This is a genomic window from Solibacillus sp. NPDC093137 (assembly GCF_050280445.1).
Classification (GTDB): domain Bacteria; phylum Bacillota; class Bacilli; order Bacillales_A; family Planococcaceae; genus Solibacillus; species Solibacillus isronensis_B.
The window spans coordinates 1,779,745-1,805,894 of the sequence record NZ_JBNNVH010000001.1 but is presented as its reverse complement, the minus strand read 5'-3'; the positions used below and the strand labels follow the sequence as shown (position 1 = coordinate 1,805,894).

Annotated in this window: 30 protein-coding genes; all 30 read left to right on the top strand. The window is 39.2% G+C overall.

The annotated features are described in order from the left end of the window. Positions 1 to 18: 18 nt before the first annotated feature. The 30 genes from ACQKN3_RS09225 (at position 19) to rseP (ending at position 25,918) form a co-directional block, all read left to right on the top strand. Positions 19 to 240 (top strand): flagellar FlbD family protein, encoded by a 222-nt coding sequence (locus tag ACQKN3_RS09225; RefSeq protein ID WP_251689323.1) that lies wholly within the window; start codon positions 19 to 21, stop codon positions 238 to 240. Beyond that, positions 230 to 655 carry a flagellar basal body-associated protein FliL gene (gene fliL / locus ACQKN3_RS09220; protein ID WP_251689321.1) on the top strand — a complete coding sequence of 142 codons (426 nt, stop codon included), beginning with the start codon at positions 230 to 232 and terminating at the stop codon, positions 653 to 655. The genes ACQKN3_RS09225 and fliL overlap by 11 nt, the downstream gene beginning before the upstream one ends. 46 nt (positions 656 to 701) lie before the next feature. Continuing rightward, entirely contained in the window at positions 702 to 1,697 is a 996-nt protein-coding gene (gene fliM / locus ACQKN3_RS09215) for a flagellar motor switch protein FliM (RefSeq protein WP_251689319.1), read from the top strand. Beyond that, the gene (gene fliY, locus ACQKN3_RS09210; protein WP_427710940.1) at positions 1,690 to 2,946 is read left to right on the top strand and encodes a flagellar motor switch phosphatase FliY; all 1,257 of its coding nucleotides are present in this window, start codon (positions 1,690 to 1,692) and stop codon (positions 2,944 to 2,946) included. The genes fliM and fliY overlap by 8 nt, the downstream gene beginning before the upstream one ends. A 22-nt stretch (positions 2,947 to 2,968) precedes the next feature. After that, positions 2,969 to 3,331, top strand: a complete 363-nt coding sequence (locus ACQKN3_RS09205) for a response regulator (protein ID WP_008403273.1) — start codon at positions 2,969 to 2,971, stop codon at positions 3,329 to 3,331. Between the two features lie 4 nt (positions 3,332 to 3,335). Beyond that, the gene (locus ACQKN3_RS09200; protein WP_427710938.1) at positions 3,336 to 4,019 is read left to right on the top strand and encodes a flagellar biosynthetic protein FliO; all 684 of its coding nucleotides are present in this window, start codon (positions 3,336 to 3,338) and stop codon (positions 4,017 to 4,019) included. Further along, positions 4,016 to 4,681 carry a flagellar type III secretion system pore protein FliP gene (gene fliP, locus ACQKN3_RS09195; protein WP_251689312.1) on the top strand — a complete coding sequence of 222 codons (666 nt, stop codon included), beginning with the start codon at positions 4,016 to 4,018 and terminating at the stop codon, positions 4,679 to 4,681. Before ACQKN3_RS09200 ends, fliP begins: the two co-directional genes overlap by 4 nt. A 13-nt stretch (positions 4,682 to 4,694) precedes the next feature. After that, positions 4,695 to 4,964: a flagellar biosynthesis protein FliQ gene (gene fliQ / locus ACQKN3_RS09190; protein ID WP_079525230.1), complete on the top strand. Its 270-nt coding sequence runs from the start codon at positions 4,695 to 4,697 to the stop codon at positions 4,962 to 4,964. A 4-nt stretch (positions 4,965 to 4,968) separates the two neighbouring features. After that, complete coding sequence (gene fliR, locus ACQKN3_RS09185) at positions 4,969 to 5,745, top strand: flagellar biosynthetic protein FliR (RefSeq protein ID WP_427710935.1); 777 nt, start codon at positions 4,969 to 4,971, stop codon at positions 5,743 to 5,745. A 1-nt stretch (position 5,746) separates the two neighbouring features. After that, positions 5,747 to 6,841 carry a flagellar biosynthesis protein FlhB gene (gene flhB, locus ACQKN3_RS09180; RefSeq protein WP_251689308.1) on the top strand — a complete coding sequence of 365 codons (1,095 nt, stop codon included), beginning with the start codon at positions 5,747 to 5,749 and terminating at the stop codon, positions 6,839 to 6,841. 23 nt (positions 6,842 to 6,864) lie between these two features. Then, entirely contained in the window at positions 6,865 to 8,898 is a 2,034-nt protein-coding gene (gene flhA, locus ACQKN3_RS09175) for a flagellar biosynthesis protein FlhA (RefSeq protein WP_251689306.1), read from the top strand. Continuing rightward, positions 8,895 to 10,085 (top strand): flagellar biosynthesis protein FlhF, encoded by a 1,191-nt coding sequence (flhF, locus tag ACQKN3_RS09170; protein WP_427710933.1) that lies wholly within the window; start codon positions 8,895 to 8,897, stop codon positions 10,083 to 10,085. The genes flhA and flhF overlap by 4 nt, the downstream gene beginning before the upstream one ends. Beyond that, the gene (locus ACQKN3_RS09165) at positions 10,069 to 10,947 is read left to right on the top strand and encodes a MinD/ParA family protein (RefSeq protein WP_427710931.1); all 879 of its coding nucleotides are present in this window, start codon (positions 10,069 to 10,071) and stop codon (positions 10,945 to 10,947) included. Before flhF ends, ACQKN3_RS09165 begins: the two co-directional genes overlap by 17 nt. Next, entirely contained in the window at positions 10,948 to 12,087 is a 1,140-nt protein-coding gene (locus ACQKN3_RS09160; RefSeq protein WP_427710929.1) for a protein-glutamate methylesterase/protein-glutamine glutaminase, read from the top strand. Positions 12,088 to 12,104: 17 nt separating this feature from the next. Beyond that, positions 12,105 to 14,201: a chemotaxis protein CheW gene (locus tag ACQKN3_RS09155; protein WP_427710927.1), complete on the top strand. Its 2,097-nt coding sequence runs from the start codon at positions 12,105 to 12,107 to the stop codon at positions 14,199 to 14,201. 20 nt (positions 14,202 to 14,221) lie between these two features. Next, positions 14,222 to 14,668 (top strand): chemotaxis protein CheW, encoded by a 447-nt coding sequence (locus ACQKN3_RS09150; protein ID WP_427710925.1) that lies wholly within the window; start codon positions 14,222 to 14,224, stop codon positions 14,666 to 14,668. Between the two features lie 64 nt (positions 14,669 to 14,732). After that, positions 14,733 to 15,371: a chemotaxis protein CheC gene (locus ACQKN3_RS09145; RefSeq protein WP_427710923.1), complete on the top strand. Its 639-nt coding sequence runs from the start codon at positions 14,733 to 14,735 to the stop codon at positions 15,369 to 15,371. Then, positions 15,368 to 15,871, top strand: coding sequence for a chemotaxis protein CheD (locus ACQKN3_RS09140; RefSeq protein WP_427710921.1), 504 nt, complete (start codon positions 15,368 to 15,370; stop codon positions 15,869 to 15,871). The genes ACQKN3_RS09145 and ACQKN3_RS09140 overlap by 4 nt, the downstream gene beginning before the upstream one ends. Continuing rightward, positions 15,871 to 16,239 (top strand): multidrug transporter, encoded by a 369-nt coding sequence (locus tag ACQKN3_RS09135; protein ID WP_427710919.1) that lies wholly within the window; start codon positions 15,871 to 15,873, stop codon positions 16,237 to 16,239. The genes ACQKN3_RS09140 and ACQKN3_RS09135 overlap by 1 nt, the downstream gene beginning before the upstream one ends. A 143-nt stretch (positions 16,240 to 16,382) precedes the next feature. Next, the gene (locus tag ACQKN3_RS09130; RefSeq protein ID WP_427710917.1) at positions 16,383 to 17,153 is read left to right on the top strand and encodes a FliA/WhiG family RNA polymerase sigma factor; all 771 of its coding nucleotides are present in this window, start codon (positions 16,383 to 16,385) and stop codon (positions 17,151 to 17,153) included. Positions 17,154 to 17,165: 12 nt separating this feature from the next. Beyond that, a complete protein-coding gene (locus ACQKN3_RS09125) occupies positions 17,166 to 17,477 on the top strand; it encodes an RNA polymerase subunit sigma (RefSeq protein WP_251689289.1) in 312 nt (103 codons plus the stop codon). 12 nt (positions 17,478 to 17,489) lie between these two features. Next, positions 17,490 to 18,041, top strand: a complete 552-nt coding sequence (locus ACQKN3_RS09120; RefSeq protein ID WP_427710915.1) for a hypothetical protein — start codon at positions 17,490 to 17,492, stop codon at positions 18,039 to 18,041. A 159-nt stretch (positions 18,042 to 18,200) separates the two neighbouring features. Next, on the top strand, positions 18,201 to 18,923 hold the full coding sequence (gene rpsB, locus ACQKN3_RS09115) for a 30S ribosomal protein S2 (RefSeq protein WP_008403254.1): 723 nt from the start codon (positions 18,201 to 18,203) through the stop codon (positions 18,921 to 18,923). Positions 18,924 to 19,081: 158 nt separating this feature from the next. Beyond that, a complete protein-coding gene (tsf, locus tag ACQKN3_RS09110) occupies positions 19,082 to 19,966 on the top strand; it encodes a translation elongation factor Ts (RefSeq protein WP_079525264.1) in 885 nt (294 codons plus the stop codon). Positions 19,967 to 20,128: 162 nt separating this feature from the next. Next, positions 20,129 to 20,854 carry a UMP kinase gene (gene pyrH / locus ACQKN3_RS09105; RefSeq protein WP_340717663.1) on the top strand — a complete coding sequence of 242 codons (726 nt, stop codon included), beginning with the start codon at positions 20,129 to 20,131 and terminating at the stop codon, positions 20,852 to 20,854. Then, positions 20,854 to 21,411, top strand: a complete 558-nt coding sequence (frr, locus tag ACQKN3_RS09100) for a ribosome recycling factor (RefSeq protein ID WP_251689285.1) — start codon at positions 20,854 to 20,856, stop codon at positions 21,409 to 21,411. The genes pyrH and frr overlap by 1 nt, the downstream gene beginning before the upstream one ends. Before the next feature lie 351 nt (positions 21,412 to 21,762). Beyond that, positions 21,763 to 22,557, top strand: coding sequence for an isoprenyl transferase (locus ACQKN3_RS09095; RefSeq protein ID WP_427710912.1), 795 nt, complete (start codon positions 21,763 to 21,765; stop codon positions 22,555 to 22,557). Then, complete coding sequence (locus ACQKN3_RS09090) at positions 22,554 to 23,351, top strand: phosphatidate cytidylyltransferase (protein WP_251689282.1); 798 nt, start codon at positions 22,554 to 22,556, stop codon at positions 23,349 to 23,351. Before ACQKN3_RS09095 ends, ACQKN3_RS09090 begins: the two co-directional genes overlap by 4 nt. A gap of 22 nt (positions 23,352 to 23,373) precedes the next feature. Next, a complete protein-coding gene (dxr, locus tag ACQKN3_RS09085) occupies positions 23,374 to 24,519 on the top strand; it encodes a 1-deoxy-D-xylulose-5-phosphate reductoisomerase (RefSeq protein ID WP_251689281.1) in 1,146 nt (381 codons plus the stop codon). A gap of 142 nt (positions 24,520 to 24,661) precedes the next feature. Next, positions 24,662 to 25,918 carry an RIP metalloprotease RseP gene (gene rseP, locus ACQKN3_RS09080; protein ID WP_251689280.1) on the top strand — a complete coding sequence of 419 codons (1,257 nt, stop codon included), beginning with the start codon at positions 24,662 to 24,664 and terminating at the stop codon, positions 25,916 to 25,918. Positions 25,919 to 26,150 lie beyond the last annotated feature (232 nt).

The window sequence follows — 26,150 nt, the reverse complement described above, 5'->3', positions numbered from 1 at the left end:
AGGTCCGGCCCTATTTTAATGATTGAGGTGACTCGCCTTAATGGTAAAGCATTTACTTTAAATGCTTTATACATAGAAACAGTTGAAGCATTTCCGGACACCCAAATTACGCTGACAACTGGACGTAAATTCATTGTGTTAGAGACTGAAGAACAGGTACGGCAAAAAGTGAGGACATTTTATCAGAATGTCCAAGTTTTATCTAACCCGCACCTTAGAGGTGAAGAAGATGAAGAATAATAAACTATTAACAATTATGCTAATCATATTAGTGACGATTACATTATTCGGTGTTATTGTAGTTGTGTTATTGACACAGCTCGACAAAGAGAAGCCAGATGGTCCAACGATTGATGAAATCATCGAGTCATCGGTAGACATTCCTGAGATTACGACGAACTTGGCAGATGGAAGTTTTGTTCGAATTACATTAAAAATTCAGGCATCAGATAAAAAAGCTGGTGAAGAGTTGTTTAAACGAGACTTCCAAGTAAAAAATATCGTGATCCAAGAGCTTTCTGAAATGGAAGAGAAAGCTTTAGAAGGCAAGCAAGGGAAAATTACATTCCAGGATGCAATTAAATCTCAAGTAAATGAGTTAATGCAAGAAGGGGAAGTTACGCAAGTGTATATTACTTCATACGTACTTCAGTAATCATCAGTACTACACAATTTTAATTTTTTGAAATGGAGGTGGGCAAATGGCAGGAGATATAATGTCGCAATCCGAAATTGATGCGCTTTTATCGGCGATATCGACCGGAGAGATGTCTGCAGAAGACATAAAAAAAGAAGATGAAACACGAAAAGTTAAAGTATACGACTTTAAGCGTGCTCTGCGCTTCTCAAAAGACCAAATCCGAAGTTTGACCCGTATACATGAAAACTTTGCGCGACTGTTAACAACATTCTTTTCTGCACAGTTAAGAAGCTATGTTCAAATAACAGTTGCATCCGTGGACCAAATTCCGTTTGAAGAATTTGTTCGTTCTATCCCAAACATGACATTAATCAATGTATTTGAGGTCCCGCCTTTAGATGGCAATATTTTAATGGAAATCAACCCGAACATTGCCTATTCGATGCTCGATCGATTGATGGGCGGAGCAGGGGGAAGTCATAGCAATGTCGACAATTTAACTGAAATCGAAACGAAAATCATGACAAATTTATTTGAACGTTCTTTTGATAATTTACGTGAAGCATGGGAGAACGTTGCTGAAATCGATCCGATGCTTGTGGAATTGGAAGTAAACCCGCAGTTTTTACAAATGATTTCGCCAAATGAAACGGTTGTTGTCATTTCGTTTAATACAATTATCGGGGAAACGACAGGGATGATCAATATTTGTATTCCGCATGTTGTACTAGAACCGATCGTTCCGAATTTATCTGTTCGCTATTGGATGCAGACAAATACGAAAGAAATTTCACCGGAGCAAACAAAAATGCTTGAAACACGTGTGAAACAGGCAAAATTACCGGTTATTGCAGAGTTAGGAACGGCAGACATCACAATTGAAGATTTCCTGACAATGGCTGTCGGTGATGTCATTCCGTTAAATCAAAAAATTGAAAATCCGTTAACACTGAAAGTCGGCAGTTTACCGAAATTTACCGTTCAGCCAGGGAAATTGAATAATAAAATGGCTGTTCAAATTATCGACCCTTTGGAAGGAGGAGACGAAGATGAGTGATGAAATGCTCTCCCAAGAAGAAATTGAGGCTCTATTAAGGGGCGAAACGCTGGAGGATTTTTCTGCAAATACAGCAAATCCGGAAGAAGAAATTAAAGTTGAGGATCACTTAACTCCGATAGAAATTGATGCATTAGGTGAGGTAGGTAATATCTCATTCGGCAGTTCTGCTACTGCATTATCTTCATTACTAGGTCAAAAAGTAGATATAACAACACCTAGTATTTCAATGATTAATCGTAACCGTTTAGAACAGGAATTCCCGCATCCGTATGTTGCTGTACAAGTAGAGTATACAACTGGTCTTTCAGGAATGAATCTTCTCGTAATTAAACAATCGGATGCTGCAATTATTGCAGATCTAATGCTGGGTGGCGATGGAGTTAATCCAAGACCAGAATTAAGTGAAATTCAGTTAAGTGCTGTTCAAGAAGCGATGAATCAAATGATGGGCTCAGCTGCCACATCCATGTCAACAGTATTTAACCAAAAGGTTGATATTTCACCGCCGACAATTGATTTACTGAATATTTCACAAGATGAGGGTACTGAAACGATCCCAACAGATGAATTATTAGTGAAAATTTCATTCCGATTGCGTATCGGTGAATTGATCGATTCGAATTTAATGCAATTACTACCTTTAAAGTTTAGTAAAAAGATAGTAAAGTCATTAATGGGAGAAACTGATGAGCCTCTTACTGCAACAACAACAGTGGAGCCTACACCAGTTCAGCCGACACAACAGCAACCAATGCAGCAGGCACAACAACCGACTGCACAGCAACCTGTGTTTGAACAACCGGTTCAGCAGCCAGTTTATGAGCAGCCAATGCATGAGCAACCGATGCAGCAGCAAGCGTATCAGCAACAGCAACCTGTATATGAACAGCCAGTTTATCAGCAGCCTGCTTATACAGCACCACCGGCAAATGTACAGCAAGCTCAATTTGCAAGCTTCGAATCGCCAAATATTACACAGGCAGAAGCGCGCAATTTAAATATGCTGCTTGATATTCCATTGCAAGTAACAGTTGAGCTGGGACGTACTAAACGTTCAGTAAAAGAAATACTTGAACTATCAAGCGGATCGATTATTGAATTAGATAAGCTTGCAGGTGAACCTGTAGATATTTTAGTAAACAGTCGGTTAATTGCAAAAGGTGAAGTTGTAGTAATTGATGAGAACTTCGGTGTTCGCATCACAGATATTTTAAGTCAGGCAGATCGCTTGAACAATATTAGATAGTTTTAATTGGAGGAATTAGATTATGTCTAAAAGGATTTTAATTGTTGACGATGCAGCATTCATGCGCATGATGATCAAGGATATTTTAACGAAGAATGGTTTTGAAGTAGTAGGAGAAGCAGCTGACGGAATTCAAGCGGTTGAAAAGTACAATGAATTACGTCCGGATTTAGTAACAATGGATATTACAATGCCTGAAATGGATGGTATTGCAGCATTAAAAGAAATTAAAGGCACGGATCCGAGCGCGGTAGTTATTATGTGTTCAGCAATGGGCCAACAAGCTATGGTTATCGATGCGATTCAAGCAGGTGCAAAAGACTTTATCGTAAAGCCTTTCCAAGCTGATCGCGTAATCGAAGCGATTCAAAAAGCTTTAGGTTGATCTGATGAAAGCAAAAAAATCATTTCGATTTTGGATCGCTGTTGGAATTGTATTGATGACGGCATTATTTACACCAATCTCAAATGGAACTTTTGCGATGGTAAGTAACGTATACGAAAACTGTAATGAAAACCCTGAAGTATGTTCAGAAGAAAAAATTTCAGATGAGAGTACTCCGGATGCCGACGCAGAACAAACTGACTCGGCATCCGTTAGTATTGGATTTTGGGATTATCTTAAAGTTTTAATAGCACTTGTCTTCGTCATAGGGCTATTATTGTTCATTTTAAAGTATTTAAACAAGCGTAACTTCAACTATCAACAAAATGCCGTTATTAAAAATATCGGTGGCTTGTCTGTAGGACAGCAAAAGTCTGTACAATTATTACTAATTGGTAAACGAGTTTATGTAGTTGGTGTCGGCGATAACATTCAGCTTCTGAAGGAAATTGAATCCGAAGAAGAAATCGACCATTTACTAAATCAAATTGAAACTAAGCAGAGCATGGTGAATACTTCACCATATATAGCTCAATTAATTAATAAATTTTCACAAAAAAAGCGCCCTCAGGATATTTCGGAAAGCCCTAAATTCAATGATTTGTTCAATGAAAAAATCGGGAAAATCAAGCAGCAACGAAGTGACGAGCTTGAGCGGTGGAAAGAACAGGAGCGTGATGATCGATGAACGAAATTCTTTCCGTGTTTTCTGAAAGTGATCCGGGGAATGTATCCACGTCCGTTACGCTGTTATTCCTGTTAACTGTACTATCGTTAGCGCCGAGTCTATTAATATTAATGACTTCATTTGCGCGTATCGTCATTGTTCTGTCGTTTACTAGGACAGCCCTTGCCACGAACCAAATGCCTCCTAACCAGGTAATTATCGGGTTGGCATTGTTTTTAACGTTCTTTATTATGGCTCCGACATTCCAGCAAGTAAACGAGCAGGCATTACAGCCGCTCTTTGATGAAGAAATTAATTTGGAAGAGGCATATGAACGGGCGACGATTCCGTTCAAACAATTTATGTCTCAGCATACAAGGCAAAAAGATTTAGAACTTTTTATCGAATATAATCAGGCAGAGTATCCGGATTCCATCGAGGAAATTCCGATGACGCTGCTCGTACCCGCATTTGCGTTAAGTGAAATTAAGACAGCTTTTCAAATGGGCTTTATGATCTTCATTCCGTTTTTAGTTATTGATATGGTAGTCGCAAGTACACTGATGTCAATGGGGATGATGATGCTGCCTCCAGTAATGATTTCACTGCCATTTAAAATCTTATTATTTGTACTCGTCGATGGTTGGTATTTAGTGATGAAATCTTTACTTCAAAGTTTTTAGGGGATGATATAAAGTGACACAGGAAATGGTCATTGCAATTGCAGAGAATGCAGTATTCACGATATTGATAGTTTCGGGACCTTTACTATTAATCGCACTTGTCAGCGGTTTAATAGTCAGTATATTTCAGGCGACAACTTCCATTCAAGAACAAACATTGGCGTTCGTACCTAAAATCGTAGCGGTATTAGTGGCGATTATTTTTTTTGGTCCGTTTATGATCAGCAAGATGACGGACTACTTTCACGACATTTTAAATAACCTAGTTCGGTATATTGGGTGAGAAAATGACGGAATTACTACCGAATTTGTCAATATTGCTATTAATTTTAGTACGTGTTTCTGCATTTTTCGTCTCCGTCCCTTTATTTTCATATCGTACAATCCCCCCGCAAGTGCGCATTGTATTGGCTGTCGCTTTGGCGTGGATGATGTATTATACGTTTAATATTGAACCGTTTGAAATTAATGCTTTCTATTTGCTGCTCGTTTTAAAAGAGGCGATTATCGGGCTGATGCTAGGATTGGCTGCGATGATTATCGTTTCTGCTGTTCAAATAGCGGGCGGATTTATCGATTTCCAGATGGGTTTTGCGATGGCGAATATTATCGATCCGCAAACAGGTGCCCAGTCTCCGCTAATGGGGCAGTTTTTAAACTTTTTAATGCTTTTAGTATTGCTTTCAATAAATGGTCATCATCTAATTTTAGATGGGATTTTTTATAGTTATCAATTTATGCCGATGGATCAGTTTTTCCCGAATTTCGGTGAAGAAGGGACCGCACTGTTTATTATAAAAATATTTGTTTCTGTTTTTGCCATAGCATTTCAAATGTCAGCTCCAATAGTTGCAACATTATTTTTAGTAACGTTAGCGTTAGGTATTACAGGGAAAACGGTACCGCAAATGAATATATTTGTAATCGGATTCCCGATTAAAATTGCAGTAGGGTTTCTAGTATTGATGGTGACAATGGGTGTATTAGTAGGAGTTATGAAGGAGCTAATTGAATTTATGATTATTTCTTTACGTGACTTAATGGTTATTTTAGGTGGTGGCTAACATGGATAAAAAGCTATTGATCAACGTTGACCTTCAGTTTTTTGCAGGTGAAAAAACGGAAAAAGCAACACCGAAAAAGCGGCAGGATTCACGTAAAAAAGGACAAGTATTAAAAAGTCAGGATGTCACAGCCGCCGTATTACTGCTATTGTCATTTTTCTTTTTACTTTTCTTTGCACCATTCATGTACGAAGGAATGAGAGATTTTTTACTACAAGCACTTAACCGCAATATGTTAATAGAAACGCTGAACGCTGAAACCGTAATGGATATGTATGTTGAATCCATTAAAGAAATGGCAATTATCGTTCTGCCGATTATGGTCATTGCCATTATTGCAGGTATTGGAGCTAACTTTTTTCAGTTTGGCTTACTTTTTACAACAGAGACACTAAAAATAGATTTGAAAAAAATGGATCCGATTAAAGGGATCAAAAAGATTATTTCTGTACGAGCGATCGTCAATTTAATTAAATCATTATTGAAAGTAACGTTAATCGGGACCGTAACTACCGTTGTCATTATTATATATTTGGAAGATGTATTATCGCTTGCTTTACATAGTCCGGCACAAATTTTGGCCACAGTAGCATACTTGTCGGCAATCATGGGAATTGCCGCTTCGATTATGCTCGTATTCATTGCATTGTTTGACTACATTTATGAGCGGCATGAGTATGAAAAGCAATTGAAGATGTCGAAACAGGATGTTAAAGATGAGCATAAAAATGCAGAAGGCGACCCGCTGATCAAGTCGAAAATTAAACAGCGTCAACGGGAAATGGCAATGCGCAGAATGATGCAGGATGTACCTGCTGCAGATGTTGTCATTACAAACCCGACCCATTTTGCCATTGCATTAAAATACGATGAAGATATGATGGATGCGCCAAAAGTTGTAGCAAAAGGGACCGATTTTGTCGCACAGAAAATTAAACTTATTGCAAAAGAACATGATGTCATTATGGTAGAAAATCGTCCGCTTGCCCGTGCGATGTATGACCAGGTTGAAATCGGCCAGGCTGTACCGGAAGAGTTTTTCAAAGCTGTTGCCGAAGTTCTTGCATATGTATACCGGATCAAACGCAAAATTTGACATAGATTTCAGGAGGGACAACAATGCAAATACGCGACTTAGGGGTTTTAGCTGCAGTGATTATGGTTGTAGCGATGCTCATTATCCCTCTTCCACATTGGCTACTCAGTTTTTTAATTATTATCAATATTACATTGGCACTACTCGTATTATTAACTTCAATGAATATGAAGGAAGCGCTCGATTTCTCGATTTTCCCGACTGTCATTCTATTATTAACGCTGTTCCGTCTGGCATTGTCTGTATCTACGACACGTGCTATTTTAGCGGAAGGTGACGCAGGTAAAGTAGTAGAGACATTTGGTAATTTCGTAACAGGCGGTAATATTTTAGTAGGTTTAGTTATTTTCTTATTATTAGTTATTATCCAGTTTATCGTTATTACGAAAGGTTCGGAACGTGTTGCGGAAGTAGCTGCGCGTTTTACTTTGGATGCGATGCCTGGTAAACAAATGAGTATTGATGCAGATTTAAACGCCGGAATGATTTCGGAAAAGGAAGCACGCGAACGCCGTGAAAAAGTATCCGGAGAAGCAGACTTCTACGGAGCGATGGATGGTGCGACGAAATTCGTTAAAGGGGATGCGATCGCCTCAATCATTATGGTTGGTATTAACTTACTCTTCGGTATGATTATCGGTATGCTTCAGATGGAGCTGAGCTTTAGTGAAGCCGCATCGAAATATTCGATGCTGACAGTCGGTGACGGACTTGTATCGCAAATCCCGGCATTATTAATTTCGACTGCAACAGGTATTGTTGTAACACGTGCCGCTTCAAAAGGAAATCTAGGTTCAGATATTACAGCCCAGTTATTTGCACAATCCAAGCTTCTATATGTAGCTGCCGGTACAATTCTCCTGCTCGGGTTATTCACACCGATTCCAGACTGGATTACAATTCCGATTGCAGTAGCATTAGCGGTTGGCGCATTCTTAATGGATCGTAAAAAGGAAGAAACGCCGGAAGAAATTATGGAATTCGAAGAGGAAGTTGCTTCGGATACGATGAAAAGTCCGGAAAATGTTATTAATTTATTAAATGTCGATCCAATTGAGTTTGAATTTGGCTACGGATTAATTCCGTTAGTGGATGCAGCTCAAGGTGGGGATTTACTGGACCGCGTAGTTATGATCCGCCGTCAGCTTGCATTGGAGCTTGGGATTGTCATACCGATTGTCCGTATTCGTGACAATATCCAACTGCAGCCAAATGAGTACCGGATTAAAATAAAGGGAAATGAAATGGCACGAGGTGAATTATTGCTGGATCATTATTTGGCAATGAGTCCAGGGGATGATAATTCAATCGATGGTATTGATACAATCGAGCCATCATTTGGATTGCCTGCAAAATGGATCACAGAAGCAGTAAAAGAGGATGCCGAAATGTTCGGCTATACAGTTGTCGATCCGCCAAGTGTTGTTTCTACACATTTAACCGAAATTATCCGTGCAAATGCCCACGATCTGCTTGGCCGTCAAGAGACGAAGCAACTGATCGATCATTTACGCGAAACCCATGCGATTTTAGTGGACGATCTAATTCCGACACCATTATCAATAGGGGAAGTACAAAAAGTATTGGCAAAACTATTGCGTGAAAATGTTTCAATACGTAATTTGCCGATTATATTCGAAACATTAGCAGATTATGCAAAGCTTACTAGTGATCCCGATATTTTAACAGAATATGTGAGACAGGCATTGGCTAGACAAATTACATCTCAATTTATTAACGGCCAACAAGCATTGAAAGTTATCACAGTATCTGCAAAAGTGGAAAAACTCGTAGCTGACAGCATTCAGCAAACAGACCATGGAAATTATTTAGCAATGGATCCGCAGCAGTCGCAATTCGTATTGGAAGCTATTGCAAAGGAAGTGGAGCGTGTTTCCTATACGGAACAGTCGCCAATTATTTTATGTTCGCCAGCTGTGCGTCTGTATATAAGACAATTAACAGAACGTTATTTCCCGCAAGTACCGATTCTTTCATATAACGAATTGGATGCAGCCGTTGAAATTCAAAGTGTAGGGGTGGTGAATGTTGAATGAAGATGAAAAAATACAACGCACCTTCCATTGCTGAGGCAATGAAACAAATTCGCGCCGATTTAGGGGAAGATGCGGTTATTCTGAATTCGAAAGTCGTCGTGACGAAAAAGTTTTTCGGATTAGTAAAAAATAAAAGCTATGAAGTCGTGGCAGGATATGACCAGGTGGAAAAGAAACCTTCATTGCCGTCTTTAGAAGACATTCCGACATTTGCGCCGCAATTGAAAGAGCAAGGAATCCACGAAGCAGCTTCGTCTGTGGAACAACATAAAAAAGTTCCGCAAGGCGATTCTGCCGGCTTGCCTGATAACCTGATCAAAGAAATTGCAGATTTAAAGTCGATGATGCAATCGATGCAACGTATGTCGGTACAATCTCAATATCCTGATGAACTCTTACCATTTATCGACTTTCTACGTGAGCAGGAACTTGGAGAGGAGCTTATCACAAAAATCAGTGATGAGCTTTTTATGTATTATAACGAGCATGGCAAGCAAATCATATGGAACGATATGCAGGAAGTTGCCAAAGACTATTTACGAAAAGAATTGTATGACTTGCCGATCAGCGGAATTTCATATGAGAAAAAATACATTAATGTGTTAGGTCCAACAGGTGTTGGAAAAACGACAACGATTGCGAAAATGGCAGCACGCGCTGTCCTTGAAAAGAAAAAGAAAATCGGCTTTATTACAACAGACACGTATCGTATCGCCGCAATCGAACAATTGAAAACGTATGCTGCATTGCTGCAGGCACCTGTTGAAGTTGTTTATAATGCAACAGATTATGCTGAGGCGATCAAAAAGTTTGATCATTTGGATTTAATTTTTATTGATACGGCCGGAAGAAACTATAAAGAAGCGAAATATGTAGATGATTTAAAATCATTAATACAATTTAGCGAACAAGTAGAATCCTACTTAGTTTTATCTTTAACGTCTAAGCAAAAAGACTTAGAAGCGATTATTGAACAATTTACGAACTTGCACATTGAAAAATTTATCTTTACGAAGCTTGATGAAACAAATTCTATTGGCACTATGTTTAATTTAATGATTAAATATAATAAAGGACTAGCTTATTATACAAATGGTCAAGAAGTACCAGAAGATATTGAACAACCAAATAGTGATAATTTACTAGAACTTTTCTTCGAGGAGAATACGGATGAAAGACCAAGCTGAAAAACTACGCCAGAAAATGCTGGAAAGTGAACATAAGCCAGGGCGATCAATTGCAGTTGTCAGTGGAAAAGGCGGAGTAGGAAAAAGTAATTTTACGACAAACTTCGCTACCCTTTTATCAAAAAAAGGGAAAAAGGTAGTCATTTTAGATATGGATATTGGCATGGGCAATGTACACATTCTCATAGGAAGCTCCGTGAAATATAGTTTAAAAGATTACCTCGATGGTCAAGTATCGCTTGAAGATGTTTTATGCGAAACAAACGAGGGGGTAAGCTATATTTCCGGCGGTTCAGGTATGTCGTCGTTAATGGAGTGGTCTTCAGATGTTTTTACCCGTCTAATCACGGCTTTTGAAACATTGCAGAAAAATTATGATTTTGTCTTATTTGATATGGGAGCAGGTGTTGTTGATTGGTCGCTCGATCTATTAACATCCATTGAAGAAATTATCGTTATTTCTACAGCTGAACCGACGTCCATTATGGATGCTTATTCTATGATGAAATTTATCCATCTAAAAGATCCAATGAAGAAGTTTTATCTGTTAGGCAATCGTGCATATACAGTTGAGGAAGGGCAAGATACTACACAGCGTCTAAAAACAGTGATGCAGCGTTTTTTAGAGAAGGAAGTATCAATTTTAGGATCGCTGCCGGAAGATCCTGTTGTGCGTCAAGCGGTACGTCAGCAAGCCTTATTTACAGTGCTGTATCCTGATGCCCCAATTACAAAAACGATGAAAAAAATTGTTGAGCAATTTTTAACAACGCAGGCAGTAATGAAAGAAGTGCATGCAACAAACGAGTGTATGAAATTTATATCAAAATTAAAAAGCATCTTTTCGAGAGGGCGTGAGTAAATGAGCAACTTACAGAAAACCAAACTGCTGGTTGTTGATGATTCCGCCTTTATGCGGAAGCTAATAAGCGATTTTTTTTCGGACCATCTGCATATTGAAGTCATCGGGGCTGCACGCAATGGGAAAGACGCCATTAAAAAAATCGAGCAGCTTAAACCCGATGTCGTGACAATGGACGTGGAAATGCCGGAAATGAATGGGATGGAAGCGTTAAAAGAAATTATGCAGAAGTATCCATTACCTGTCATCATGCTTTCAAGTACGACAAAGCGCGGAGCAGAAAATACATTAATGGCAATGGAGTACGGAGCAGTCGATTTTGTTGCTAAACCAAGCGGTTCCATTTCATTGGATTTACATAAAATTAAGGATGAACTTGTACGAAAAGTGGAAGAGGCATCTAAAGTAACAGTTTCAAAATTGAAAAAAACTTTCCGTAAATCGACAGTCGCAAGTCAAGCGATCCGTCATCCTTTCGACAAGGAAGAATCAAAATTAAGAAGTTTGACAAAGCCGACTGTCAACATCGATGTGCCGATTAAACAGACGGAGTGGAGCAAAACTTCGAAGAAAATCATTTTAATCGGGACTTCAACTGGTGGTCCTAGAGCTTTACAGGAAGTCATTACGAAAATTCCCGCTAATGTGGGTGCACCGATTTTAATCGTGCAGCATATGCCTGCAGGCTTTACAAAATCGTTGGCAGCAAGACTCGATCAGTTGAGCGAAATTCATGTAAAAGAAGCAGAACAAGGCGACCTGCTGCAAAAGGGAACAGCCTATATTGCGCCGGGTGGCTATCATGTTAAATTAAGAAAAATCGGATCATCATTTGCAGTTGTACTTGATGACCAGGAACCGCCAAGAGCAGGCCATCGCCCGTCTGTAGACGTCATGTTTGAAGACGTCAGCCAGTACTCGGAGTTCGATAAAATTGCCGTTATTATGACGGGAATGGGCTATGATGGATCAAAAGGACTAGTCTCACTAAAGAAAATAGGGAATGTCACGGCTATTGCCGAGTCAGCAGAAACATGTATCGTATATGGAATGCCAAAAGCTGCCGTGGAAACGCAGCTTGTAGATGAAGTGGCGGATGTTGATGATATTGCCCAAACAATTATGAAATATATGCCTTAAAAAGGGGTGCCCTCTAAATGGAATTAAATCAATATTTGGAAATGTTCATTGAAGAAAGTAAAGAGCATTTACAAGCGTGCAGCGAACACTTATTGGAATTGGAAAAAAATCCGGAAGATTTAACGATTGTCGGAGAGATTTTCCGTTCGGCACATACTTTAAAAGGTATGGCAGCAACAATGGGCTTTGAAGATTTAGCCGACTTAACACATAAAATGGAAAATATTCTGGATGCGATCCGCAACAGTAAAATTAAAGTGAACGCAGAGATTTTGGATGTTGTATTTGAATCTGTGGATCATTTAGAAGAAATGGTATACGACATTGCAGATGGTGGTGACGGAAAACGCAATGTGCAAGCGACAGTGGAAAAGCTTAAGCGCATTGAAGCAGGTGAACCGGCAACTGCCGTTTCAGAAGAACCAATTTCAGGCCAGGAAGTTGCTGCTGCAATGGTAGCCAACGAACTTGAACAGCCAGCTGAAGCATTGGAATTGAAATTAACCTATGATGATTTTGAAAAAACGGTCATTCTGCAATCATCTGAACAAGAATTCAATGCATATGAAATTACAGTAGCTTTACGTGAAGATTGTTTATTAAAAGCAGCTCGTGTATTCATGGTATTCGAAATACTGGAGAAAAACGGAGATGTCATCAAATCTTCGCCGACAGTAGATAAATTGGAAGAAGAACAGTTTGATAGTGTATTCCACGTTGCCTTTATTTCGAAAGAGTCAGCTGAAGATTTGCAAAAGATGCTGATGAAAGTATCAGAAGTTGATCGTGTAGTGGTCAATAAAATAGACCGGGATGTGTTTGTTACAAAAACTACGGCAACTGAAGTACCTGCAGAAGAAGCACTGCCACAGCCTGCAGTACAGGAAACTGAAACTGCTGTATCTGAGGAACAGCCAAAAACAGCAGCAGCTAAAAACAATACTAGTAAATCCGGGCATGCATCGAGTAAGACGATTCGTGTGAATATTGAGCGCCTTGATATATTGATGAACTTATTTGAAGAGCTTGCAATTGATCGCGGCCGTCTTTTATCGATCGCCGGTGATGTAAATCATGGAGAACTAAATGAGACAGTTGAACGTATGAGCCGTACAATGGGTGATCTGCAAAATATCGTTTTAACGATGCGCATGGTTCCTGTAGATACAGTATTTAACCGTTTCCCGAAAATGGTACGCCAATTGTCGCGTGATTTAAACAAAAAAATCGAACTTAATATTGTCGGTGCAGAAACAGAGCTTGACCGTACAGTAATTGATGAAATCGGAGATCCGTTAGTTCACCTGATCCGCAACTCTGTTGATCATGGAATCGAAAGTCCGGAAGTACGCCGTGCAAAAGGTAAACCGGAAGAAGGAACAGTAGAACTTCGTGCTTATCATAGTGGAAACTATGTATTCATCGAGATTGAAGATGACGGAGCAGGGATCAACCGCGATAAAGTATTAGCAAAAGCGCTGTCTAAAGGAATTGTTACAAAAGAACAATCGTTAACGATGACAGATAAGCAGGTTAACGAGTTAATTATGGCATCCGGTTTCTCAACAGCCGACGTCATTTCGGATGTGTCGGGCCGTGGTGTCGGTTTAGATGTTGTTAAAACAACAATCGAATCTTTAGGCGGCAATATTTCGATTGAATCGACTCAAAATGTCGGCTCTGTTTTCTCAATTCAATTACCGCTGACACTGTCGATTATTTCAGTCATGCTCGTAGAAATTGAAAATGAAATTTATGCAATTCCGTTATCGTCTATTATTGAAACATCGATTATCCGTCAATCAGATATATTAAACGCACATAATCAAAAAGTAATCGATTTCCGTGGTAAAGTTGTACCGCTTGTATTCCTGGAAGAAATTTTTGAAGTACCGCGCGCTGTACAAAATGATGATGGCCTCCATTCAGTTGTAATTGTCCGTAAAGGTGATAAATTAGCTGGTTTAGTAGTCGATTCATTTATCGGTCAGCAGGAAATTGTATTGAAATCATTAGGTAACTACTTAACAAATATTTTTGCAATCTCGGGTGCAACGATATTAGGAAACGGAAAAGTGGCGTTAATTGTAGACTGTAACGCACTGATGAAGTAAAGGGATAAGAGGTGTGAAGAATGACGAATGCAACAGAGCAAAAAAACTTGAAAGTAATTGTGTTTCAATTAGCAGATAAAGAATATGCCATTCCTGTTTCGCACGTAAAGGGAATTGAAAAGTTAATGCATATTACTCGTGTACCGAAAACAGAACGTTATGTAAAAGGTGTCATTAATCTTCGGGGTGTTGTAACACCTGTCATTGATTTACGTGAGCGTTTCGACTTGCCGGTTTCAGGTAACGAAGAAACAACCCGAATTATTATTATTGCACTGGAAACGATGGAAGTCGGTTTTATTGTAGATTCAGCGAATGATGTTTTGGACATTGATGCATCTTCCATTGAACAGCAGCCTGAAGTGGTTGGCTCATTAGAAGAGGATTTTATCGCAGGTGTCGCAAAATTGGAAAACCGCTTATTAATTTTACTTCACTTAGATAAAGTATTAAATCCGATAGATTAATTTCAATGAATAATTTTCCGGGTGAGCCTCGCTTGCCTGGAATCTATTAAAGTAGGGATTGAAAATGAACTTTAATGAAAAAATTACGTTGCTCCATTTAGATGTTTTAAAGGAAATCGGAAATATTGGTGCTGCACATGCGGCTACGGCATTATCGAATTTATTGGGAAAAAAGATCGATATGCGTGTACCCGACGTGAAAATGGCCTCGTTTAATGAAATGATGGAGCACGCTGGCGGATCGGAAAATGCTGTCGTCGGCATTTATCTTCGTATTGAAGGGGATGCACAAGGAAGCATGTTTTTCATTTTGCCGATTGAACAGGCAAACCGATTTATTCGAAGTCTCATTCATGACGAATCTTTTGATTTTCACACACCGCCATATTCGGAAATTGGCTTATCGGCAATGCAGGAAATGGGCAATATTTTATCCGGCTCTTATTTATCCGCATTATCGGATTTTACAGGTCTTAAAATCTTTCCGACAGTACCTGGATTAAGTGTCGATATGTTTGGCGCAATTATTAGTATCGGACTTATTGAACTATCACAAGTAAGTGATACGGTCATCGTCATTAACACATCCATATATGAAGAAGTCATGTCAGATGATGAAGCGGTAAAAGGACAGTTCTTCCTGTTACCAGAACCTGATTCATTTGAAGCCATTTTTAAAGCATTAGGAGTGCCTACGACATGATAGTTACCCATTCAAACGAAGTGATTAAAGTAGGCATTGCGCAAATGGATATCGTGAAAGTTCCTAAAACGATTCGTACGTCGGGATTAGGTTCTTGTGTAGGTGCGGTCATTTACGATGATTCCAAAAAAGTTGCAGGTATGGTCCATGTCATGCTGCCGGACTCCAGTTTAAATCGAACGGCAACAATGAATGTCGCAAAATTTGCCGATACGGGAATTGCCGCTTTAGTCGATCTTTTAAAACAAGAAGGGGCGCAACGCTTTAAGTTGAAGGCGAAAATTGCGGGCGGTGCGCAAATGTTCCAATTTACTGCAGATAAAGATTCAATGAGAATTGGGCCAAGAAATGTGGAAGCTGTAAAAGCACAGTTAAAAGAACTGGGCATACCGCTTATCGCTGAAGATACGGGCGGCAACAGCGGTCGTACTATCGAGTTTAACCCTGAAACATGCATGCTTCAGGTACGTACCGTCAATAAAGGAGTGAGTGAAATTTAATGTTTGGTTCAATATTTTATAATTTTTGGGCAGCACTACTTTCATTCGCTGTATATTTTATCGCTGGAATTCAAAATCCGTATGCGATGCCACTGCCGACGATTGGCGCCGCTTTGGTCATTTCTGCCATTGCATTTAGTTTAATGTTTCTTATCCGTTACTTCCTTGGATATGTATTTTATACACCGGAAGCGCCTGTTTTGTCACAAACAGAAGAGGAACTGCCTGTAGTTGCGAAAGAGACGGATAAAACACAAACTGTTCCGCAAAGCGATCATACAACAATGGAAGTTGAAGATGAGAATACGGAAGAAATTGCACAAGTCGTTCGTTCGATGCTTCAAAGCGATGAATCCCTTACACGGTAAAAGAGTCGTATATCCGGCTCTTTTTTATTTAGCGGAATATAAGGAAATCCTGTGTCGAATGACTGGATTAAATGTATATTAAAAGGCTTTTTGGTATAATTATCTCAAAGAATGTTATTTTTCAAATAAAGGGGTGGGTATGTTTGACAGAACAAAGGCATAGAGACGAACAATCATTATGGGTTCGTTGGACAAAGAACCGTGATCCCGAAGCAGGCGATTTATTAATAAAGAAGTTTAAACCACTCGTATCGTATCATGTACAGCGTATCGCTGTCGGGCTTCCGAAAAACATTTCCAGAGACGACTTAATGAGTCTTGGGATGATGGGGCTGTTTGATGCGTTAAATAAATTTGATATAAACCGAGATTTAAAATTTGATACGTATGCCTCATTCCGTGTTCGTGGTGCTATTCTTGATGGTTTACGTAAAGAGGACTGGCTCCCGAGATCGGCACGTGAAAAAGCAAAAAAGCTTGAATCGCAGATCGAATCCCTTGAGCAAAAGCTGATGCGACATGTGACACCGGAAGAAGTTGCAGCACATATGAATTTGCCGGTCGAAGAAGTATACCAAACTTTCCAGGAACACTTTTTCTCGAATGTGCTGTCCATCAATGAGCAGCTGGATCAGGAAGAATCGGAAGGCAAGTCCTTTGTTATCCGTGATGACAATACGAAAACACCTGAGCAGCAAACCGTTCATGTAGAGCTACTGGGCGATTTGGCTGAAAATATTAAAAAGCTGAATGAAAAAGAGCAGCTTGTCATCAGTTTATTTTACTCGGAAGAATTAACATTAACCGAAATCGGTGAAATACTGGAACTGTCGACATCAAGAATTTCGCAAATCCACTCAAAAGCATTGTTTAAATTACGTAAATTATTGTCTTCGGAAATGATCAATACGTAAGGAGGCGGCGTTATGAGCTTAAAGGGCCTGGAATTGCAGATTGCGATTCCTAAAACATTTGAGGCAGGGAAATTGGCGGATCAGCGTCAACAAAATACAATCCTGCAGCAAATGCATGCAAACGAAGCATTGAACAGGGAACTGGAACGCAAACAATTATCCGTCAATGAAACAGAGCATCTGAACGCAGTCAATGATGAGGAACAGGAAAAGGCTTCCCAAAGCGGGCAAGAGCCAATGCAGGAAAACAAGAAAAATAAGGAACAGCTAGATCAAAAAGTGCAGCACCCGTTTAAAGGGAATCTTTTTGACTTTAGTGGCTAGGAGCAGTCATCTATGATCGCAGTTATAATTACCTTATTTCTTATCCAAATGATTACGATTTTTGTAATTGTTCTTTTATATAGTAAGCTTTCTAAGTTTCAGAATTTAGAAAAGCGCCAAAATGAACTGATTAATGAAATGGACAATGCGATTAGTGTATATTTAATGGAGATGAAAGAAGAGAATGACCGGTTAATCAGTGAATTGAAAAAACCGAATGTTGCTCAAAAGACGGCACAATCCCGTAAAGAAGAGACTTCATTGACTTTAAAAGAGCAGCCGGTAAAAGAACAGGAACTGGAACCGCGAAAATTTGTACCGGTCAAGCAAGCAGCAAGTGCCTATCAAAAGCAAAAGACACAGCAGCATGTTGAAGAAAAGAACGATGCAGCATTAGTAAAAGCGGAACCACTTTCTGATGACAATGCCGTCCAAGAGCAAAACCTGACATTTGAACAGCAAGTAATTAATCATTATCGCAACGGGAAAACAATCGAAGAAATTGCGAGAATGATGGGACGCGGGAAAACGGAAATTGAACTCCTCGTAAAGTTTCATGCGTAAAGTAGTTGCACTTGAAAGTCCATTATGATATAGTTACAAGCGGTGTTAACAATACACACGTATTTTGATGTAGTAAGTGGTGCTCGTAAGTCTACGGGTAGCTTGTTGCAGATGAAAAATACGGAGGAAAAAAACCAAACATATTAGGAGGAAACACTCATGTCAGTAATTTCAATGAAACAATTACTAGAAGCTGGTGTACATTTCGGTCACCAAACTCGCCGTTGGAACCCAAAAATGAAGAAATATATCTTCGTAGAGCGTAACGGTATTTACATTATCGATTTACAAAAAACGGTTAAAAAATTAGAAGAAGCATACGATTTCATGCGTCAAGTTGGTCAAGACGGTGGTAAAGTTTTATTCGTAGGTACGAAAAAACAAGCACAAGAAGCGATCAAAGAAGAAGCTGAACGTTCTGGTAACTACTACATCAACCAACGTTGGTTAGGTGGTACTTTAACAAACTTCGGTACTATTCAAAAACGTGTTAAACGTATGAAAGATATCGAGAAAATGGAAGAAGACGGTACTTTCGCTGTACTTCCTAAAAAAGAAGTAATCCAACTTAAAAAAGAGCACGAGCGCTTAGTTAAATTCTTAGGCGGTATCCGTGATATGAAAGCTATTCCGGACGTAATGTTCGTTGTAGACCCTCGTAAAGAGCGTATCGCAGTTGCAGAAGCAATCAAATTAAACATCCCTCTAGTTGGTATCGTAGACACTAACTGTGATCCAGATGAAATTGATTACGTAATCCCTGCAAACGACGATGCTATCCGCGCGGTTAAATTATTAACTGCTAAAATGGCTGACGCTTTATTAGAAGCTAAACAAGGTGAAGAAGAAGCTCCTGCAGTAGAAGAAGCTACAGCTGAGTAATTCACTGTTAGAAAAGGTGATAAGTGGATGAACCCCTTATCACCTTTTTTTGAGAAATGAATTTGAAGATGTATGAATCGTTGAAAAATAGCGATTTATCGCTTAAAGTATGAAATAGTGTAAATAAATTTTTCATTATATTTAGGAGGAAACTCAACATGGCAAACATTACTGCACAATTAGTAAAAGAATTACGCGAAAAAACAGGCGCAGGTATGATGGACTGTAAAAAAGCATTAGTATCAACAGAAGGTGACATCGATGCTGCAATCGATTTCCTACGTGAAAAAGGTTTAGCTGCTGCTGGCAAAAAAGCTGACCGTATCGCTGCTGAAGGTACAACTTACATTTTAGAAAACGGTAATGAAGCGATTCTTTTAGAAGTAAACGCTGAAACTGACTTCGTTGCGAAAAACGACAAGTTCCAAATTTTAGTTTCTTCTTTAGCAGAGCAATTATTATCTGCTAAACCAGAATCAGTAGAAGCTGCTTTAGAATTAGAAAAAGACGGCGTGAAAATCGCTGACCAAATTTCTACAGCTACTGCTACAATCGGTGAAAAAATCTCATTACGTCGTTTCGAAATCAAAACAAAAACTGATGCAGATGCATTCGGTTCTTACTTACACATGGGCGGACGTATTGGTGTATTAGTAGTTCTTGAAGGTTCTACTGACGCTGCTGCTGCAAAAGATATCGCTATGCATATCGCTGCAATCAACCCAACTTACATTTCTCGTGACGAAGTTTCTGCTGACGAAGTAGAACGTGAGCGCAAAGTATTAACTGAGCAAGCGTTAAACGAAGGTAAACCAGAAAACATCGTAGCGAAAATGGTAGAAGGCCGTCTTGGTAAATACTTCGAAGACGTATGCTTATTAGACCAAGCTTTCGTTAAGAACTCAGATCAAAAAGTACGCGACTTCGTAAACTCATTAAATGCTACTGTAACAAGCTTCACTCGTTATGCTGTTGGTGAAGGTATCGAAAAGCGTGAAGATAACTTCGCTGAAGAAGTAATGAGCCAAGTTAAAGGTAACTAATTAAATTACAACTTAAATTAACATTAATTTAAGCAAACAGTAGGGAGCACCATTTGCGTGTTCCCTATTTTTAAAGAAATCTATTTTTGAATGAAGCGAAGTACGATACATAGAAAACACAATCGTATTTCCTTTTAAATAAATGAGTAACGGAGGTCTACTATGGGTGTGTCAGAGTACAAACGAGTAGTTATTAAACTTAGCGGGGAAGCATTAGCTGGAGAATTAGGCTTCGGTTTCTCACCGGATGTTATTAAATCGATCGCTGCAGAAATTAAAGATGTTATCGACTTAGGTGTAGAGGTCGCATTAGTTGTCGGCGGAGGCAACATTTGGCGCGGGAAAATCGGCGCTGAAATGGGAATGGAACGTGCCAATGCAGATTATATGGGTATGTTAGGAACAGTGATGAATGCACTTGCATTACAAGATTCACTGGAAAATCTGGGTGTTCCTACACGTGTTCAATCATCGATCGTTATGACACAAGTGGCAGAGCCATATATTCGACGTAAAGCAGTTCGTCATTTGGAAAAAGCACGTGTCGTAATTTTTGCTGCGGGAACAGGTAACCCATACTTCTCGACAGATACGACAGCAGCTTTACGTGCCGCAGAAATTAATGCAGATGCAATTTTAATGGCGAAAAATAATGTGGATGGCGTTTATTCTGCAGATCCAAAATTAGATTCTGAAGCAGTTAAGTATGACACACTTACGTATTTAGACGTTATTCAACAAGGTTTACAAGTAATGGATTCTACAGCTTCGACATTATGTATGGATAATGATATTAAGCTTGTTGTTTTCAACTTATCAGAACCAGGTAATATTAAACGTGCCGCATTAGGCGAAAAAATTGGAACAGTTGTTAGGAGAGATGCGTAATGACACAACAAGTATTGAATCAAGCAAAAGAAAAAATGACAAAATCAATTAATGCTTTCTCACGTGAATTAGCTTCAATTCGTGCAGGTGTAGCAAATGCTTCACTATTGGATCGTATTACGGTGGACTACTATGGTACTCCAACGCCGATCAACCAAATGGCAGGTATTTCTGTACCGGAAGCACGCCTATTAGTTATCCAGCCATATGATAAATCAATCTTAGGCGAAATTGAAAAAGCAATCATGCGTTCAGATATCGGCATCACACCGACAAATGACGGAAATGTTATTCGTTTAGCAGTACCGGCATTAACTGAAGAGCGCCGTAAAGAATTAGTAAAACAGGTGAAAAAAGAATCAGAAGACGCAAAAGTTGCTGTACGTAACGTGCGCCGTGATGCAAACGATGACCTGAAAAAATTAGAAAAGAACGGTGAAATCACAGAAGACGAACTACGCGGCTTCAACGATGACATCCAAAAACTAACAGACAACTCAATCGTTAAAATCGAGGAGTTAGTGAAAGAAAAAGAAAAAGAAATTTTAACAGTTTAATTTTAATTTGCTTCGCGCTGGTGGATCACATTAGCGCGAAATCTTTTTCTGACGATGTATGAACTTTACATGGATTAAAACGTCCTGCTAATAAGGACGTTTTTTTTACAATAATAGATTAAATTTTAAATTTGTTAGGGAAATATAGCTGTAGCAAAAAAACATGCACATGAACCCGTTCCCCCTAATTGAAAGTATAAATTGTGGAAAAAATACATATGAAAGATTAAAAGAAGCACAATTATTCTTTAAGATAGTAAAGAAGTTCATTATATAAAAAGGACAGGCTATCCCTTTTTTGATATGATAAAAAGGGAAGCAGTCCGATCTGTGCAGTTGGGGGTATTAACTATGTTTAAAAAACTTTTTGGGAAAAATACAAATAAAGAACAATCATTCGGTAGTGAAAATGTGGACTTAGTTAAGGGAGAGGATATCCCTACCCATATTGCAATTATTATGGACGGAAATGGACGTTGGGCGAAAAAACGTTCAATGCCACGAGTTGCAGGGCATCATGAAGGAATGAAAAACGTTCGAAAAATAACACGTTGCGCTTGTGATTTAGGAGTAACAGTATTGACGCTCTATGCGTTTTCAACGGAAAACTGGAAGCGTCCTAAATCAGAAGTAGAATTTTTAATGCGTTTACCAGAGCAATTTTTAAATTCCTTTTTACCGGAGCTGATGGAGCTAAATATTAAAGTAGAAATGATTGGTGTGATGGATTCATTGCCAGACTATACACAATCCGCTTTAAGAAAGGCGATGGAAGCGACTGCAGGGAATACAGGATTAGTATTAAACTTTGCGATGAATTACGGTGGGCGTGCTGAAATTGTAATGGCGATGCAACAGCTTCTGAAAGAAGTAGAAGCAGGAAATCTTACAATTGATGAATTAAATGAACAACATATTTCCCAGTATGTAATGACGGCTCATTTACCTGAACCTGATTTATTAATTCGCACGAGTGGTGAAGTGCGCATAAGTAACTTTATGCTATGGCAGCTTGCCTATACGGAATTTTGGTTCACTGATACGCATTGGCCTGATTTTGATGAAGCCTGTTTAAAAGAGGCAATCTCTGTGTATCAAAACCGTAACCGCCGTTATGGAGGGCTGAAAGGAGAAGGAACAAATTGAAACAACGCATCATTACCGGAGTAATTGCTGCAGCATTATTTATTCCATTCGTAATTTATGGAGGAACGCCATTTGCGGTTTTAATGAGTATCATCGCAGTCATTGGTTTCTATGAATTGCTGAAAATGAAAGAAATTTCAATTGCATCTGTTCCAGGTATTATTGGTACACTTGCATTATTAGTTTTGGTTGTACCAAATGATTGGTCACGGAATATCGTTGATTTTTTTCAATATGATTCAATATTGATGATCGTGTACGGAATTGCGACATTGTTGTTGATTTATATTGTACTTGTAAAAAATAAAATGACGTTTGATGAAATTGGTTTTATATTGCTAGGGGCATTTTATGTCGGACTGGGATTCCACTATTTTATCGAAACACGTTTTATCGGATTGGAATATGTCGTCTTTGTATTGTTAGTCGTTTGGACAACAGATTCCGGTGCCTATTTTGTAGGACGTAAGTTAGGTAAAAATAAATTATGGCCGGAAATTTCACCTAAGAAAACAGTGGAAGGTTTTATTGGCGGGATTGTTATTGCAGTTATTTTCGCAATTGCCATGCAGCTCATCTATCCTTTTGCTTCAAGCTGGCTGCAATTAATCGTTGTGACAATAATTGCATCGATCATTGGACAAATGGGTGATTTAGTCGAATCAGCTATTAAACGTCATTTTGGTGTAAAAGATTCAGGCAATATTCTCCCAGGACATGGTGGCATATTGGATCGTTTTGACAGTTTATTATTTGTCGTACCATTATTGCATTTTTTACATTTCTTTTCCTAGGACATAGAAGGGACGTATCATTGTGAAAAAAATTAGTTTATTAGGTGCAACAGGTTCCATCGGATGGCAAACCTTTGATATTTTACTTGCAAATCCGAATGAATTTAAGCTTGTTGCATTTTCAGCCGGACAAAATATTGAAAAGTCCCGCGAAATTATAAAAAAACTTCAACCAGAATTAGTTTCAATGCAAACTGAGGAAGCGGCAGGCACTTTACAAAAAGAGTTCCCACATGTTTCCTTTACATATGGCGATAAAGGATTGGTCGAAGTAGCGACACATCCGGATTCGACAGTGCTTATCAATGCAGTATTAGGCAGCGTTGGACTGGAATCGACACTTGCTGCGATCCGTATGGGGAAAACGATTGCCATTGCTAACAAAGAAACACTTGTAACAGCAGGCCATCTAGTAATGGCTGAAGCGAAAAAATACAATGCCCCAATCTTACCGGTAGACAGTGAGCATTCAGCTATTTTCCAATCGATGAACGGTGAAAACAAAAAGCGTATCGAGCGTATTATTTTAACGGCATCAGGTGGTTCATTCCGTGATAGAACAAGGGATGAGCTAGTAGGTGTAACAGTAAAAGATGCTCTGAATCATCCGAACTGGTCAATGGGAGCCAAAATTACGATTGACTCGGCAACAATGATGAATAAAGGGCTTGAAGTAATTGAGGCACATGTACTGTTTGATATGCCTTATGACAACATCGACGTATTGCTGCACCGTGAAAGCATCATTCACTCGATGGTGGAATATGAGGATACAAGTGTCATCGCACAGCTCGGAACACCGGATATGCGCGTACCGATTCAATATGCGCTTAGCTACCCGGACCGTTTACCACTTGCAAATGGCCAACGTTTAAATTTGGCCCAAATTGGACAGCTTCATTTTAAGGAAGTTGATTTTGACCGTTTCCGCGCATTAAAGCTTGCTTATGATGCAGGAAGAATGGGCGGGACAATCTTAACGGCAATGAACGCGGCAAACGAAGCAGCCGTTGCATTGTTTTTACAAGAAAAAATTACTTTTTTAGAAATTGAAGAATGTATTGAGCGTATTATGAATAGTCATAACAATATCGCTTTGCCAGATTTAGCAACTATTTTACATGTAGACAGTGAAACGAGAAAAACCGTCGCAAGCATGGTAAAATAGTGAAGTGTGAAAAACGGACGTGAAGAACGAAAAGGCGGACATCCTCCTTTTTGTACAAGCGGTGCCTTTTTTCAAGAGCTTGATTGCTAGAAAAGATTGAGCGAAATAATATTCGGCTCAGTTCCAATGAAGGTGGGAGATTATGCAAACAGTTATAGCCTTTATTTTAATTTTTGGCTCACTCGTTTTTTTCCATGAGCTAGGTCACTTCTTATTTGCAAAGAAAGCAGGCATTATGGTACGTGAATTTGCGATTGGTATGGGACCGAAGATTTTTGGGATGACGAAAGGTGAAACAGTCTATACGCTACGATTATTACCAATTGGCGGTTATGTAAGAATGGCCGGCGAAGATACCGATACGGTAGAACTGCAGCCTGGTTACCGCGTAGCTTTAATAACGAATGAAGAAAATATTGTAGAAAAAATCATTCTCAACCAAAAAACACATTACCAAAACGTCATCTTTTTAGAAGTAGAGCGTGCGGACTTAGAACGTGAACTTTGGATTGAAGGTTATGATGAAGATGATCAGTTCATTCGCTACAATGTATCACGTACAGCAAGCATCGTTGAAAATGGTACGGAGCAGATGATTGCGCCGCTTGATCGCCAATTTAATTCAAAATCTGTTGGTGCTCGTGCAATGGCGATTTTCGCTGGTCCATTATTCAATTTTATTTTAGCGTTTTTCATCTTCCTGATTATCGGGCTTATTCAAGGGATTCCTTCTGAGGAACCGATTATTGCCGAAGTTATGGACAATTCTGTTGCGAGCAGTGCCGGATTGGTCGATGGCGATAAAGTAGTCAAGGTGAACGGACAGTCGATTTCAACTTGGGAAGAATTATCAGAACAAATTTTCAAGAACCCGAACAAAGCCGTAACATTCGAAGTTGAACGTGAAACGGGTAATGAAGTAATTGAACTTACACCAAAAGCTGTAGAGCAGGAAGGTGGTCCGGATTACGGACAAATCGGTGTGATGCGTTCCATTGAAAAAAATCCATTACAAGCCGTAGTGTATGGTGTGGAAGAAACGTATAACATGATTATTACAATCGGAACACTTGTCGGAAAACTGATTACCGGCCAATTCTCGATTGATGCATTATCAGGCCCGGTAGGAATTTATAAAACAACTGAAACGGTTGTAACGTTCGGTTTATATAATATTCTATACTTTGCGGCAATGCTGAGCGTCAACTTAGGGATTATGAACTTGTTACCATTACCAGCACTTGATGGTGGCCGTTTACTTTTCTTCGCTGTGGAAGCAGTAAGAGGAAAACCAATCGACCGTCAAAAAGAAGGTATGGTTCACTTCGTCGGAATACTCCTGCTGATGATCTTAATGGTCGTCGTAACATGGAACGATATCCAGCGATTCTTCTTCTAATATTAATTAAGTTGATTTAGCTAAAGGGCAAGCACGTTGATTGGAATGAAGGGGAGGCGACTCCTGCGGGAATAGGCGTGACGCCTGAGACTACAGGCTCAGGCCACGCCCGCGGAAAGCGTCCGACCCGTAATGGAAATCAACACCATGTCAGATGTAGAATCTCTTTTAAACAAAATACGTTTTAAAATGGCAGCTTTGAGCGTTTTGTATGAATAATACTAGCGTTCAA